Origin of the sequence: Pseudomonas sp. ACN5 (assembly GCF_002303975.1) — a bacterium.
Classification (GTDB): domain Bacteria; phylum Pseudomonadota; class Gammaproteobacteria; order Pseudomonadales; family Pseudomonadaceae; genus Aquipseudomonas; species Aquipseudomonas laurylsulfatiphila.
Genome location: NZ_MRCP01000011.1, coordinates 182,583 through 196,579 on the forward strand (window position 1 = coordinate 182,583; position 13,997 = coordinate 196,579).

14 protein-coding genes are annotated in these 13,997 nt (G+C 58.6%); 4 read left to right on the top strand and 10 right to left on the bottom strand.

Features of this window, described 5'->3' with window-relative positions:
* Positions 1-78 precede the first annotated feature (78 nt).
* Together BSF40_RS33590 and BSF40_RS20950 are read left to right on the top strand one after the other, a co-directional pair.
* The gene (locus BSF40_RS33590; RefSeq protein WP_371918111.1) at positions 79-273 is read left to right on the top strand and encodes a hypothetical protein; all 195 of its coding nucleotides are present in this window, start codon (positions 79-81) and stop codon (positions 271-273) included.
* Positions 274-459: 186 nt separating this feature from the next.
* Positions 460-1,011: an aminotransferase class I/II-fold pyridoxal phosphate-dependent enzyme gene (locus BSF40_RS20950; RefSeq protein WP_256589567.1), complete on the top strand. Its 552-nt coding sequence runs from the start codon at positions 460-462 to the stop codon at positions 1,009-1,011.
* 435 nt (positions 1,012-1,446) lie between these two features.
* Here BSF40_RS20950 and BSF40_RS20960 read toward each other — a convergent pair whose 3' ends face one another.
* The 6 genes from BSF40_RS20960 to BSF40_RS20985 all read right to left on the bottom strand — a co-directional run bounded on the left by BSF40_RS20960 (position 1,447) and on the right by BSF40_RS20985 (position 6,929).
* Positions 1,447-2,778, bottom strand: a complete 1,332-nt coding sequence (locus BSF40_RS20960; protein ID WP_095966554.1) for a dicarboxylate/amino acid:cation symporter — start codon at positions 2,776-2,778, stop codon at positions 1,447-1,449.
* Between the two features lie 97 nt (positions 2,779-2,875).
* Entirely contained in the window at positions 2,876-3,259 is a 384-nt protein-coding gene (locus tag BSF40_RS20965; RefSeq protein WP_095966600.1) for a VOC family protein, read from the bottom strand.
* 166 nt (positions 3,260-3,425) lie between these two features.
* The gene (locus BSF40_RS20970; RefSeq protein WP_095966555.1) at positions 3,426-4,367 is read right to left on the bottom strand and encodes a D-2-hydroxyacid dehydrogenase; all 942 of its coding nucleotides are present in this window, start codon (positions 4,365-4,367) and stop codon (positions 3,426-3,428) included.
* Positions 4,364-4,759, bottom strand: coding sequence for a VOC family protein (locus BSF40_RS20975; protein ID WP_007995886.1), 396 nt, complete (start codon positions 4,757-4,759; stop codon positions 4,364-4,366). Before BSF40_RS20975 ends, BSF40_RS20970 begins: the two co-directional genes overlap by 4 nt.
* A complete protein-coding gene (locus tag BSF40_RS20980; RefSeq protein WP_095966556.1) occupies positions 4,756-5,724 on the bottom strand; it encodes a hydroxymethylglutaryl-CoA lyase in 969 nt (322 codons plus the stop codon). Before BSF40_RS20980 ends, BSF40_RS20975 begins: the two co-directional genes overlap by 4 nt.
* A gap of 14 nt (positions 5,725-5,738) precedes the next feature.
* Positions 5,739-6,929: a CaiB/BaiF CoA-transferase family protein gene (locus BSF40_RS20985; protein ID WP_095966557.1), complete on the bottom strand. Its 1,191-nt coding sequence runs from the start codon at positions 6,927-6,929 to the stop codon at positions 5,739-5,741.
* 117 nt (positions 6,930-7,046) lie between these two features.
* Between BSF40_RS20985 and BSF40_RS20990 the strand changes: the two genes are divergently transcribed.
* Entirely contained in the window at positions 7,047-7,949 is a 903-nt protein-coding gene (locus BSF40_RS20990; RefSeq protein WP_095966558.1) for a LysR family transcriptional regulator, read from the top strand.
* Between the two features lie 28 nt (positions 7,950-7,977).
* Here BSF40_RS20990 and BSF40_RS20995 read toward each other — a convergent pair whose 3' ends face one another.
* On the bottom strand, positions 7,978-9,087 hold the full coding sequence (locus BSF40_RS20995) for an MFS transporter (protein WP_095966559.1): 1,110 nt from the start codon (positions 9,085-9,087) through the stop codon (positions 7,978-7,980).
* A gap of 111 nt (positions 9,088-9,198) precedes the next feature.
* A complete protein-coding gene (locus tag BSF40_RS21000) occupies positions 9,199-10,140 on the bottom strand; it encodes a LysR substrate-binding domain-containing protein (RefSeq protein WP_172435732.1) in 942 nt (313 codons plus the stop codon).
* Positions 10,141-10,628: 488 nt separating this feature from the next.
* Between BSF40_RS21000 and BSF40_RS21005 the strand changes: the two genes are divergently transcribed.
* Complete coding sequence (locus BSF40_RS21005; RefSeq protein WP_095966602.1) at positions 10,629-12,005, top strand: MFS family transporter; 1,377 nt, start codon at positions 10,629-10,631, stop codon at positions 12,003-12,005.
* 47 nt (positions 12,006-12,052) lie between these two features.
* Here BSF40_RS21005 and BSF40_RS21010 read toward each other — a convergent pair whose 3' ends face one another.
* Complete coding sequence (locus BSF40_RS21010; RefSeq protein WP_095966603.1) at positions 12,053-12,868, bottom strand: alpha/beta fold hydrolase; 816 nt, start codon at positions 12,866-12,868, stop codon at positions 12,053-12,055.
* 158 nt (positions 12,869-13,026) lie between these two features.
* Entirely contained in the window at positions 13,027-13,920 is an 894-nt protein-coding gene (locus BSF40_RS21015; RefSeq protein WP_095966560.1) for a LysR family transcriptional regulator, read from the bottom strand.
* Positions 13,921-13,997 lie beyond the last annotated feature (77 nt).

Below are 13,997 nucleotides of genomic sequence, written 5' to 3' on the forward strand. Positions count from 1 at the left end.
CATAAAATTACTCCAGGAAGCCGGCATGAAGGCGGGATTCCGGTCTGTCGCCTTTTAACCGAACCATCGGCGGCAGCGATAACCTACCACTACCACTACCAATCACCTGTCGCGCATCGCACTGTGGTGGTCGACATAGGTGGCGGTACGACCGACATCGCGCTCAGGGATGTCGCAAGCTTGAAGCAACATGGGGAATGCCAAAAGGCGGCACAGATGTCGACTTGGGGCTTTCGCTTCGAGCAGTCATGCCGCAATTTGGTAAGGCCGTAAGCGGACTCCTGGCCCCCGTTTACGTGAACGCCGCGATGGTGAGCGATCTAAATCGCCAGGCGGATTTTCGGAAAACCCCTCTCACTAAGATTCCTGAACCATTCCATAGCCGCCTCCTCACACTTCAACGCAACGGCTATACAGTTCGCCTGAACCGCGATGTGAAATGCTCAAGGCATCGCTGACGTGTCTTTCCCAGCAGCCGCACCCGACTTAAAAGATCGCACGTTGATCATCAATGGTGCCTCGAAAGGTTATGCAATGACGGGTTGGCGTCTGGGCTTCGGCGCTGGCCCTAAATGGTTGATAACTGCCATCGGAAAATTGCTCTCGCAAAGCACTACGTGCCCGAGCTCGATCAGCCAAGCGGCCGCTGTAGCGGCATTTGATGGTGACCAGACGCCAGTCAAGGCCATGGCGAGGCTCTATAAAGCGCGCCGAGATCTGATGATCAATTTGCTAACAGGTATCCCTAGTCTGACGTACACAGTGCCTGAGGGCACTTTCTACGTGTTCGTGAACGTTCAAGGCCTGCTCGGCAAGAAGACTCCTACTGGCGTCACTTTGGATAGCGACGGGGACGTCGTTCGCTACTGGCTGGAACAGGCTGGTGTGGCCACTGTCTTGGGCGAAGCATACGGGATCAGTCCGTACGTTCGCCTCTCCTTTGCCAGCGGAGAGAAAATGATCGAAGAAGGCTGCGCCAGGATTCGCCAAGCCTGTGAAGCATTGATTTAAACCATAGCGATGGACTGCTTCGAGGGGGCATTTGCCCCGATATTATATTCAACAAAACCCCTGTCGCTGTACAAGCTGCGAGACGGACATGGATACTCGCCTGTTGCGATGATCGAATCGATTCGATCTGGCTCGCTACCGAACCCATGGTCATGCTCGTCAGTACAGAGACAGCTTTGGCACGGGCCGTGGTGGTAGTCGGTGCTGCGCAGTAGCGCTGTGCTTATCTGTTGCGTTTCAGGGGCGGTTTTGATCTTGTGACCCGCGATGCGAGAAAACTCACCACGAGGCGTTAGCGCTCTCTGAAACGGTATTGCTTGCCACGTTGCCAATTTCTGATGTTTAACAAAACATCGAATTAACCCGTTTTAATAACCCAAAACCGCCCAGCTTTCGTGGACTGAGCGGTCTTGGGGCTGTCTTGCGACAACTCGTTCAGGACTGTGCCTCAACCTCCCGGGCACAGCCATTGCGCAACTCTGACGCTAACTTCTGTTCGTCCAGCGCCCCTTCCCACTTGGCAATGAACAGCGTGGCGACACCATTGCCGATGACGTTGATCAACGCCCCACCCTCGGAAATAAACCGGTAGACCCCAAGCACCAACACCAACCCGGCCGCCGGAATCACATCCAGGCTGCCAAGGGTGGCCGCGAGGGTAATGAACGCACCACCGGTGACACTGGCCGCCCCCTTCGAGGTCAGCAGCAGAATCAACAACAACGTGACCTGGTGCCAGAGGTCGAGGGGGATATCCAGCGCCTGGGCGATGAAAATCGCCAATACCGTCATGTTGATACAACTGCCATCGAGGTTGAAGCAGTAACCCGAAGGTACCACCAGCCCCACCACCGACTTCTCACACCCCAGGCGCTCAAGCTTGCCCATCAACCGAGGCAAGGCCGACTCCGAGGATGAGGTACCCAACACCAGAAACAGCTCATCGCGGATGTACTTGAGAAACTGCCACAGGCTGAAACCGGCCAGGCGCGCGACCAGATTAAGAATCACGAACACAAAAAACAGCGCTGTCACGTAGTAGCAGATCAGCAAGTTGCCATACGCCCCCAGGGAGCCGACGCCGTACTTGCCGATGGTAAAGGCCATACCGCCGAAGGCCCCGAGCGGCGAGACATACATCACGATCTTGACCATGCGGAAGAACGCCTGGGCCACCAGATCGATCAGGTTCAGCAGTGGCTTGCCGGCAGCACCGAGCATCTGCAAGGCGAAGGCAAACAGGATGGAAATGAACAGCACCTGGAGAATATCGCCTTCGGCAAACGCGCCAAACACGGTACTGGGCACGATATGGGTGAGAAAGCCCACCACACTCTGTTCATGGGCCAACTTGCTGTAGCTGTCGATGGCATGGCCATCGAGGGTCGCCGGATTGATGTGCATGCCCGTACCAGGCTGCATCAGGTTGACCCCGATCAACCCGATCACCAGCGCCAGGGTGGTCAGCACTTCGAAGTACAGCAACGACTTGAAGCCGACCCGGCCGATGCGCTTGAGGCTCTGCATGCTGGCAATGCCGCTGACCACGGTGCAGAAGATGATCGGTGCAATCAGCATCTTGATCAGCTTGATGAACGTATCGCCCAGGGGCTTCATTTCTTCGCCGAGGCTGGGGTAGAAATGACCGAAGATGATGCCGAGCACAATCGCCAGTAGCACCTGCACATACAGATGGCGGAACACGCGGCGCATCCGTGAATGGTTCGGCTTTTTTTCGGCAATCGAGGGTGTAATTGTTGTTGTCATGATGGCTTCCTCGCAGGCGTGATGCATTTCCCCAGGCAGCGGACCACCCCATCGGTGCACGACCGATCGCCTGGGAAAGAGTGTTTCGGGGGGATGGTTACTTCTGGACGTACTCGGAAATTTCGATCAGGTTGAGATCGGGATCCCGCAGGTATACCGAGCGAATCGGTCCCCTGGCCCCGGTCCGAGCTACCGGGCCGTCGACCAGAGGCCAGTTCACCGCATTGAGGTGGGCGATGACCTGATCCAGTGGCACGCTGGCAATAACGCACAGGTCCAGGGAACCCGGCACCGGCAGGTGGGCCTTGGGTTCGATTTCATGACCGCGCACATGCATGTTGATTTTCTGGTTGCCGAAGGTGAAGGCCACCCGGCCTTCGCCGAATTTTTCCAGGTGCATGCCCATCACTTCGGTGTAGAAATGAATGGTCGCTTGCGGGTCAGAAGCGGTCACGACGATGTGGTCGACGTGATCAATCATCCCCGCCACCGGGGCGCCTGGCGGTGCGATGGCCGCGGCCACGGTAGGCGTTACCTGCAACAATGCGCCCAGGGACAGTGCGGCAATGAACAACGAGACAAGCTGACGGACCGGTGTGATTGTTATTGTTTTCATAAGTGGACCTTCTTGTTAGGTGGTGAAGCATTTACGACACGAGGTTGATCAGGTTCCCCGAGTGGTAGCCCTGCAGGTTTCCAAGGATGCCGTCGGCCAGCCGTTGCAGGCTGCTCTGGCTGGCCCAGGCCACATGGGGAGTGACGATCAGGTTGGTGTGATGGCTGTTGAGCAAGGGGTGGTCGGCCGGAGGTGGTTCCTGGCACAGCACATCGAGGGCCGCGCCACCGAGGCGGCCGCTGTCCAGTGCATCGAGCACTGCGGCCTCATCTACCAACGGTCCGCGAGCCGTATTGATCAGCAAGGTGCCGGGTTTCATCTGTGCCAGTTCCGGCGCTCCGATCAGGTGTCGGGTGTGCTCGGTCAGCGGACAGTGCAGAGAAATCACATCGCTTTGCGCCAGCACCGTTTCAAAAGACTGGTAACCCTTTCGCACCGGGACCACGCCACGGTGTTCGGCAAACAGCAATTGCATGCCCAGGGCGCTCGCCAGACGCGCAGTGGCCAGGCCGATGCCGCCCCGGCCGATGATGCCCAGCACGCTGCCTTGAACATCCTGAATCGGCGCGCGATGCACGCAAAAATGTCGCGAACCCGGCCAGTCCCGCAGCGCGGCAGCCTGATAGACGAACAACTGTCGACGCAGGGCGAAGATTGACGCGATCACCGACTCGGCGACGCTTTGCGCCGAGTAGGCCGGGACATTACACACCGTCACGGCAAAATCGCGGCAAGCCGCCAGGTCGATGCAGTCGTAACCGGTGGCCGCGACGCAAATGAATCGCAGGTTCGGCAGTTGCTCAAGTTCGGACCGGCCAATGCGCACCTTGTTAGTGATCACGGCATCGGCATCCCGGGCGGCGTCCACCACTTGGTCCGGTGTCGTGTCGGGGCGGTCCTGCCAGTCCGTGACCCAGGCCGGGCGAGCAATGCTCACGGGCAGGCTGTCGCTGTCGAGAAACACTACTTTCATGCTGCACGCTCCGGCTGGACGGGTTCAGAAATCTCGATCAGGTTCAGGTCCGGATCACGCACATACACCGAACGGATCGGCCCGGTGGCACCAGTGCGCAACACCGGACCTTCGATGATTGGCCAGTCGACACGGGCCAGGTGCGCAATCACTTGATCCAGAGGGATCGAGGCGATAAAGCACAGGTCCAGCGCTCCCGGCACCGGCAGGTGCGCCTTGGGCTCGAACTCGTGGCCACGCACGTGCAAGTTGATTTTCTGCTGACCGAAAGCGAACGCCTTGCGCCCACCGGCGAAGGTTTGCACCTGCATACCCATGACTCGCACGTAAAAGTCCTCGGCAGCCACAGGGTCGATGGTGGTCAGCACCAAATGGTCGAGATGGTCGATCATGGGTGCAGCTCCTGGGTTCGGGCCGACGGCACCTGTTTTTCCAGGCTGGCGACGTGGGCGGGTATCGGGTGCAAGTCCAGGCGTTTGCCGGCCTTGAGGATCTGGCTGGGAATGTCGTGGCCGACCAAACCCGGCAACTGCGCGGCAACTGCCAGCACCCGGTCCAGATCAACCCCGGTGTTGAAGCCCATCAAATGCAGCATGTGCAACAGGTCTTCGGTGCACACATTGCCGCTGGCCCCCGGCGCATAAGGGCAACCGCCCAGGCCGCCGAGGGACGAATCGAAACGATCGACCCCGGCCTCGATGGCCGCCAGCGCATTGGCCAGGGCCATGCCGCGGGTATTGTGGAAATGCAGGGTCAGTTGCAGCGCCGGAAAACGCTCACGGACTGCCCGGGACAGCGCCTCGACCTGACTCGGGTACGCCATGCCCGTGGTGTCGCACAAGGTCACGCCGCGAGCACCCAGGTCGGCGAAGCGCTCTACCCAGTGCAACACCTCCCCCACCGGCACATCGCCCTGCATCGGGCAGCCGAACACTGTCGACAACGACACATTGATCGCCACCGGGCCCTGACCGATGACACTGACCACTTCGCTGAGCTGGGCAAACGACTGCTCGCGGCTCATGCGCAGATTGGAACGGTTATGCGGTTCGCTGACCGACATCACCAAGTTGGCTTCATCGATGTTGCACGCCAGCGCCCGTTCGGCGCCGCGCACATTGGGCACCAGCACGGTGTATTCCACCGCCGGATTGCGGCGGATACCCTGCATCACCGCCTCGGCATCTCGCAGCGCGGTAATGGCTTTGGGCGAGGTGAACGAGGTGACCTCGATCTTGGCGAAACCACACTGACTGAGGGCGTCGATCATGGCGATCTTGTCGACGGTTTCGATAAACCGCGCTTCATTCTGGAAGCCGTCACGGGTGGCGACTTCCTGCAAGAAAAAGCGTTGCATATTCATTCTCCGGTTCAAATGATGCCGCGTTGGCGCCAGTCGGCTTGCTGTGCAGCGTCGATACCGAGCTCGCCAAGAATCTCGGCGGTGTGCTGGCCCAGGGACGGCGCCGAGCGCGTCACGCTGCCAGGCGTGGCGCCGAGCTTGGGAACGATGCCGGGCAAGGTCACCGGTGTGCCATCATCCAGCTGGCTGTCGAGCAACATCTCGCGAGCCTGGTAATGCGGGTCCTGGGCAATGTCGGCGGCGTTGTAAATCCTGCCGGCCGGAATGCGCGCCTCGGTCAGGATCGACAAGACTTCGTCGAGGCTCAGTTGTGCGGTCCATTCGGAGATCGCAGCATCGATTCGCTCGACCTGCAGCACTCGGCCGTGGTTCTGCGCAAGATCGGGATCGGCTCCCAGATCACGGCGACCAATCACTTCCATTAGGCGCTGATAGATGCTGTCGCCATTGCCGGCAATCAAGGCAAAACCACCGTCACGGCAGCGATAGGCATTGGTCGGGGCGATACCCGGCAAACTGCTGCCGGCGGGCTCACGAACGGCGTTGAACACCGAGTATTCGGGCAACAGGCTTTCCATCATGTTGAACACCGACTCGTACAAAGCCACATCGATTTGCTGGCCGTCACCGCCGTTTTGCTCGCGATGACGCAGGGCAAGCAAAATGCCGATCACTCCGTGCAAGGCCGACAACGAGTCGCCAATGGACACGCCAACCCTGACCGGGGTCCGACCGGGCTCGCCGGAAAGATGCCGCAACCCGCCCATCGCTTCACCGATCACGCCAAATCCGGGGCGGTCACGGTAAGGCCCGGTCTGGCCGTAACCGGAGACCCGGAGCATGATCAGTTTCGGATTCAGCGCGTGCAGTGTGTCCCAGCCCAGCCCCCAGCTTTCCAGGGTGCCTGGGCGAAAGTTCTCGATCAGCACATCCGCATCGGCCAGCAACTGGCGCACAACCTGTTGGGCTTCACCCTGGCGCAAGTCGAGGGTCAGCGAGCGCTTGTTACGAGACTGCGCGGCCCACCAGACGGAAGTACCGTCATGCAGCAGGCGCCATTTGCGCAATGGGTCACCGGTGACCGGAGGTTCGATCTTGATCACGTCGGCGCCAAATTCACCGAGCATTTTCGCCGCAAATGGCCCGGCAATCAGTTGACCGAGCTCCACGACCTTGACACCTTGCAGAGGTAACCTCATGACGTTTCCCGTTCTTGTTGAGTGCTTGTGGCATGGATAATCGACACAAACCGGGCAGATGAAAATTTCATATTCCGCCACTACCCTTTCCAGAATGGAAAACCTTGGATCCTCTTGATGATCAATCCCCTGCATTTCGATCTGCTGTCGTTACGCCTGCTGATCTTCGCCGCCGAATCCGGCAACCTGACCCGCGCCGCCGAAAAGGCCAACATGACGGTCTCGGCGGCCAGCAAACGTCTGGCCGAGCTGGAACGAACGACCCAGTGCCCGCTGTTCGTGCGTCTGCCAAGGGGGCTCGAATTGACCGCGGCGGGACAAGGGATCGTTGAACATGCCAGAACGATTCTGGAAGGCGTGAACCGGATGGCGTGCGACGCCAGTGATTACGCGGTCGGGGTGCGCGGGCATGTGCGGTTGTTCGCCAACACGTCCGCCGTCGTCCAGTTCCTGCCGGATGACCTGGCGTCGTTCCTGCGGGCGAACCCGAATGTACGTATCGGACTGGAAGAAGCACTCAGCGAACCGATTATTCAAGCCGTGGAAAACGGCCGTGCCGACATCGGCATTTTTGCCGATAACGTACCGGCTGAGGGTCTGTACAAACTGCCCTATCGTGATGACCGACTCGTGCTACTTGTGCCCGTCGGCCATGAACTGGCCAATGAGCGCCGCGTTTCCTTCGCCGATACGCTTGGCTTCGATTATGTGGGGCTCAACCAAGGCAGCTCGTTGCTGCGCAGAATCACCGATGCCGCCGTGAGTGCGGGTAAGATTCTCAAGGTCCGGATTCAGGTCAGCAGCTTCGACGGCATCTGTCGCATGATCGAAGCAGGCTTGGGTATCGGGATTTTGCCGTTGTCATCCGTACGTGCCGAACTGCTCGGTACCCGCCTGATTGCTGTCGACTTGAGTGATGACTGGGCTCATCGCACCTTGTTCGTGGGAGTCAGCACTCAGACGCAACTGGCGCCAGAAGCGGCCAAGTTGTTTGAGTATCTGAGCGGCGTGCGTGGCTGACCCTGTCGCTGGTTCAGCGCTGTTCTTTTCACACCAGCCGAATGAGCAACAAGACCAACAGCACATTCAATACGGCCAGAGAAGTCAGGCCCGCCAGCACACCGCCAGCGCCCCAGGTCTGCAACAGGTATCCGCCAGCAAGGGGGGTCAAGGCTTGTCCAATGAGCGAAGGCCGAGCCATGCGCCCCATCAGCAAAACATAATGGATGGGCGACATCAGGGTCAGTGGCAGCAGGCCTCGAACGATCGCGCGCAAACCATTACCCGCGCCGTAGATCACCAGGCCCAGCGCGGACATTGTCGGCGAGACCGTCACAAACAGCAGACCGATTGCCACGAATACCACCGAGATCAACGTCGTCCAAATGGGATGTCGCTTTCGCGAAAACACTTGTAGAACACGCGAGCCGACCTGGCTCGGGCCCAGCAAGGAGCTCAGCCCGATGGCGGCGGCAAGCGAGTAGCCCTGCCCCTGCAACAATGAAATCAGCTGGACAGAAATCGCCGTCATGATCACTGCACCTAACGCAAAGATCAGTGTGAGCAACAGGTAGATCCGCCGGTCGATTGAAAGGTTTTCATCACTCATTGCCTGGCTTTTCGCGAGTGGCCCCGCACCCCGCGCCAGCACCCAGAGATAAAGCGGTGCCACGGCAATGACCAACAACGCCCCATAAGCCACGCACGTGGTGCGCCAGCCAACGTGCTCGATGACCAGCGCAACCGCGGGCCATGACAGCGTTGTCGCAAACCCTGAAATAAGCGTGATCCCGGTAATCGCGCTGCCCGCACGCTCCCCGTATAGGGAGCCTAAGGCGGCGAATAGCGCTTCGTACAGCCCCAGTGCCATACCGACGCCAATCACTGCCCAGGACAAAAGAAACATCGGCAACGAGGTCGAACTGGCCATCAGAAACAATCCGATGGCGACGCCCAGGCCGCTACTGGCCAGGATGGGGCGACCGCCGTAGTGGGCAATAAGTCGACTGGTCAATGGCGCCAGCATCGCAGAAACCAGAATGCTCAGAGACAGCGCGCCATACACCCATTGGCTAGCCCAGCCGGTCTCTTTCATGATCGGATCGGCCATCACGGCCATCAGGAAGAACGAGCCTCCCCAGACCAGAACTTGCAGCATCCCCAATATAAAAATGCCGAATACGCCAGGCAGTCGCGTTTGATGGTTCAAGGCAGTGTCATCAGTGGTGAGAAGCTATTACACGGCGGGGCTAACAGATCGAACGAGAATTCAAAGCATGTGCCCGGCCCAAATCTTGCGATTGACCAGGTCTGCAGCAATTTCGATGAAGACATCTCCGACGAATTTGGCAGCCGGACTCACCCGTCTGTCTGCAGGAAAGACCTGAACCAATTTGCGCATTGGAACGGGGTCGACCAAGGGTGCGGCACTGAGCACGCCAGCTTCGATTTGCGTGTAAATCGATGCCAAAGGCAGAGCGGTCAAACCGAAGCCATTGCAGACCAAGGCAATCATCGCGCCAAAGGAGTCGGCTTCAACGCTGGTCTTCAGCTTGATGCCGACTTCACGCGCACAATCATCCAGAATCACGCGAAGGCTATGTCGAGCACTTGGTAATACCAATTGCTGCTCAGCCAAAGACTCGAACGACACCGGCGTATCAAGACGCAGGTTGGCGCTGGCGGGACCGACCAACAGCAGATTCTCCATCATCACCGGCACGATACGCAGCGTATGCAGGGGCTGGGGATCGTAAGAAATCGCCAGCTCCAATTCGCCTCGCTGCACCCAATCCAGCAGATAGCCGCTGAAGGCCGAGGAAAACCTGACAGCGAGATTCGGATGCGCTTCTTTGATCTTGCGCACCAGAGGGACGGTGACAATTTCCGCTACCGTCGGCGTCGTACCGATAACGACCGCTCCCCGAAAAGAGGTCTTTCCGCCTACAACAGAACTTCGAATGGACTCCATTTCTTCCATGATGCGGGTGGCATGCGCCAGCACTTCGCGACCGGCATCGGTAATCTCCATGCCTCGCCCATGTCGATCAAACAGGTAGGTGCCAAGCTCTTTTTCCAACAATCGAATTTGTCGGCTGAGTGCCGGTTGTGCGATGTGTAGCCGGTCGGAGGCCTTGCTGAGACTGCCCAGTTCGGCCACATGAATCAGGGTTTTGAGTTGAACGACATCCATTACCAGGCCAGTCAGCATCGGGCTCGGCGCGATATGCGTCGAAAGTGTTGTGAGTGTAATCGCATTTTCGAACCCTGGAGTGCCCCGCAAACCGTGTGTCGTGAGGTTTCAAGGCTTTCGAGCCGGCTGTATCCCCCGGCCCGCTGGGGCTGCATGCCAAGCTATAGAATTTAGGTATATCAGTTAGGCCTGCCTGACGGCTTATTACCCACCTGACTCTGCGGTAGCGTGCAATCAACGTCGGCGCCAAAGAGCGCTCGACTCACTACAAGAATAAGATTCGAGGGCTTGTGCCATGATTTACAACCTTTCTCGCTACCTGACCGACCCGTCTTACACAGTCAGCGAACTGCTGACCTCTCGTATACATCCCTCCTCTTCATGTGCCTTGGTCGTCAAAGGCTCACAACAACTGCGTTAAGCACATCAACCCATCGAGCTAGCAACGTCGGACACGCATCAGCGTGCGCCTCGTATCGTCTCGCCTTGAAAAAAGGGTGAACAACATGTCCGCATCAACCAGCGACTCAACCATCCACACTGCCAAGACTGATCCGGTGAAAAGTCCGAATCGCGTCAGAGCCATCATGGGTGCCTGCTCGGGCAATCTGGTGGAGTGGTACGACTTTTTCATTTACGCCTATACCGCCATCTACTTTGCGGCTTCGTTTTTCCCCAAAGGCGACACCACCAGTCAGTTGCTCGCAACCGCCGGCGTCTTCGCCGTCGGCTTTTTCATGCGCCCGCTCGGTGGCTGGATTTTTGGCTGGATCGCTGACACTCGCGGCCGCAAGGTCTCAATGATTATCTCGGTGTTCATGATGTGCGCCGGCTCGCTGCTGATCGCCGTCATGCCGACCTACGCAACCATAGGGGTCGCGGCGCCGATCCTGCTCGTGGTGGCCAGGCTGATCCAGGGCCTGTCGGTCGGTGCGGAATACGGCACTGGCGCCACCTACATCAGCGAAATAGCGACACCGGGCCGGCGCTGTTTCTATGGCTCGTTTCAGTACTTCACCATCATTGCCGGTCAGTTGCTGGCCTTGATGACCGTAGTCATTCTCCAGCAAACCCTGACCGGCGAAGAGTTGCGCGAATGGGGCTGGAGGATCCCGTTCTTCATCGGCGCGCTGAGCTCGATCGTGGTGGTGTATCTGCGCCGCGCCATGCATGAAACCGCCACCAAGAAAGACATGAACCGCAAAGACGCCGGCTCATTGCGCGGTATGCTCAAACACAAACGTGCAGTCGCCCTCGTGGTGGCGTTCACCATCGGCGGTTCGCTGTATTTCTATACCTTCACCACCTACATGCAGAAGTTCCTGGTGATCTCCGCCGGTTTCAGCCCGGAAACGGTCAGCTTCATCATGACCGCGGCCCTGGTCGGCTTCATGTTCTGCCAACCGCTCTTTGGTTTGCTCGCCGACCGTATCGGGATCAAGGCACACATGCTGATGTTTTCCGGATTGGCCATGCTGCTGGTGATCCCCCTGCTCTATTCGCTGCAGTCAGTTAGCAGCCCGTTTACAGCGTTCCTGCTGGTGTTCGGCGGTCTGGTCATTGCGTCGCTCTACACACCGATTGCCGGGATCGTCAAAGCTGAACTGTTCCCGCCTGCGGTGCGTGCGCTGGGCGTAGGCTTTCCGTACGCCGTCGGCAACGCCGCATTCGGTGGCACTGCCGAATACGTGGCCCTGTCACTCCGATCACAGGGTGTCGAGGCGTATTTTTTCTTCTATGTCGCGGCGGTAGTGACCATCACCTTCATCGCTGCGATGTTGATGCCGAACCTGTCTCGCTACGGGTACATCAGCGGCTCCGGTGAAATCGAGGAGCGCACGGGGCTCAAGGGTTGTTCAAAACCGAGCGCTGCCAGAGTCTGACCATTACAGCGGCACGATTAAGAAGGGCCCGTTGGGCCCTTTTGGCATCATTGCGCAGTACTTTTCTGAAAATCGGCAATTTGCTGCCACATCACAATCGGGTTGGAGTACATCGGGAAATGCCCGCAATCAGGAATTTGCGCCAACCGCACACCCTCGGCCTGGATATGCGAGAGATAGGACAATGAAGCGTTCTGTTCGCCGTACATGAACATCCTTGGGCAATTCAACCCGAGGAATTTGCCCATCAGATCGGCGTTATCGGAGAGATCGACCATCGACTGGAAAATCCCTCGCACCGCACCAGCACGCACCTTTTGCCGCAAGCTCGCGGAATAAAGCGCACTGGCATAGGCCGGGGCGTGCCGGGCACGCTCAATGAAGGCCGCAAAAAACGCCTCGGGATCGTTGCTCGGATAGTCGACGATCTGCCGGCTGAGGAAGCAGTCTTCCGGGGCGATATTGCCCTCGATATCGACGAAGCTGAGCACCCGACACGGGAACTGAAAGGCCAGCATCAGCGCGGTCAGCCCCCCCATGGAATGGCCGACCAGATGGAAGCGTTCGATGCCAAAATGCTCGAGCACCTGCAGCGCCGTCTGCAGCAGAAAGGGAATCGATATCCTGGACAGGTCACTGCACTGGCTTTCGCCGCAACCCGGTGCGTCGTATGCCACGAAAGGGTGACCTGCGAATGCGGGCCGCTGCACGATGTCGGCATAGTCTTCTTTGGTCGAACCAAAACCATGCAGGAACACGATCGGCGCCAGGACGCCGTCGCGATGGAGGGCGGCCACGTTCAGTTGGACACCCTCCACCGTCAGGGGGAGTTGCACGTGAGTGAACGTTTCTGGTGAGGGCAACTTGTTGACTCCTTGAGCGAAAAGGTTGGGCCGAACCTGGGTCGCCGGCAGCCAGGTTCCCAATTTCAAGGGAATCGAGCCTTCTGTAAATTCCTAATACGGGAAGGCTTACATACGCCAAACCTATCACTCGTATTCACGCAAGGGCCTTGGTCAACTCACGCCCGGGATTGGAGCCGGGTGACCAGCTCCTCCACCAGCGGGTTGGACCGCTCTGCATTCCAGGCCACCGCTGTGGTCACGACATTGAGCTTCTGGCTCAGCGCTCGAAACACCACGTTGTCGGGCGCCAGTTTTTTCAGCGACGCCGGTACCAGCGCGATGCCCTGGCCGCAGCTGACAAAGGCAATTTGCGAGGCGACCGAGCGCACTTCATGCAGCACGCGCGGGGAAAAACCGCTGGCGCGGCAGGTTGCGATCAGATTGTCAAAGTAGACCGGACTGACCTTTCGGGAAAACATCACCAAGGGTTCAGTGGCCAGGCTGGACAGGCTGATTCGCGTGCGCGCAGCCAAGGGGTGATCGCTGGGCAGGGCCACAACCAGGCGGTCCTGAGTCAGCGGCAGTGATTTGATCGAGGCCCCCAAATCGCCGTCCAGCCGGGCGAAGGCCAGATCGATGTCCCCTGCTTCCAGCGCCGGCACGGCTTCGACGCTGTCAATCTCCCGCACAGACACAGTGAGGTGCGGGTAATCACTTTTCAATTGCTCGATCAAACCCGGCAAGACATCAAACATGGCCGTGGAAATTGCGCCAATGGTCAACATCCCCGACTGCCCCGCCACCGCCTCCTCCACGGCGAGTTCCAGGCGTTCCAGTTGGTCAGCGAACTTGCGCACCGCCGGCAGAATCGCCGCCCCCACCGGAGTCAGCTTCGCACCGCGTCGTGAGCGATCAAACAGCTTGACCTTGAGCGCTTGCTCCAGCACCTGGATCTGCTCGCTCAGCGGTGGCTGGGACATGCCCAAACGCTTGGCCGCGCGGCCGAAATTCTGTTCTTCGGCCACCGCCAGGAACAACCAGAGATGACGAATCAGACGAAAATTGATCATGATTAATCCATAGGTTTAGCGTATCTAATGCTTCTGTGATTCGTAATATACCTATCAAATTACCTCGCCGACACTGG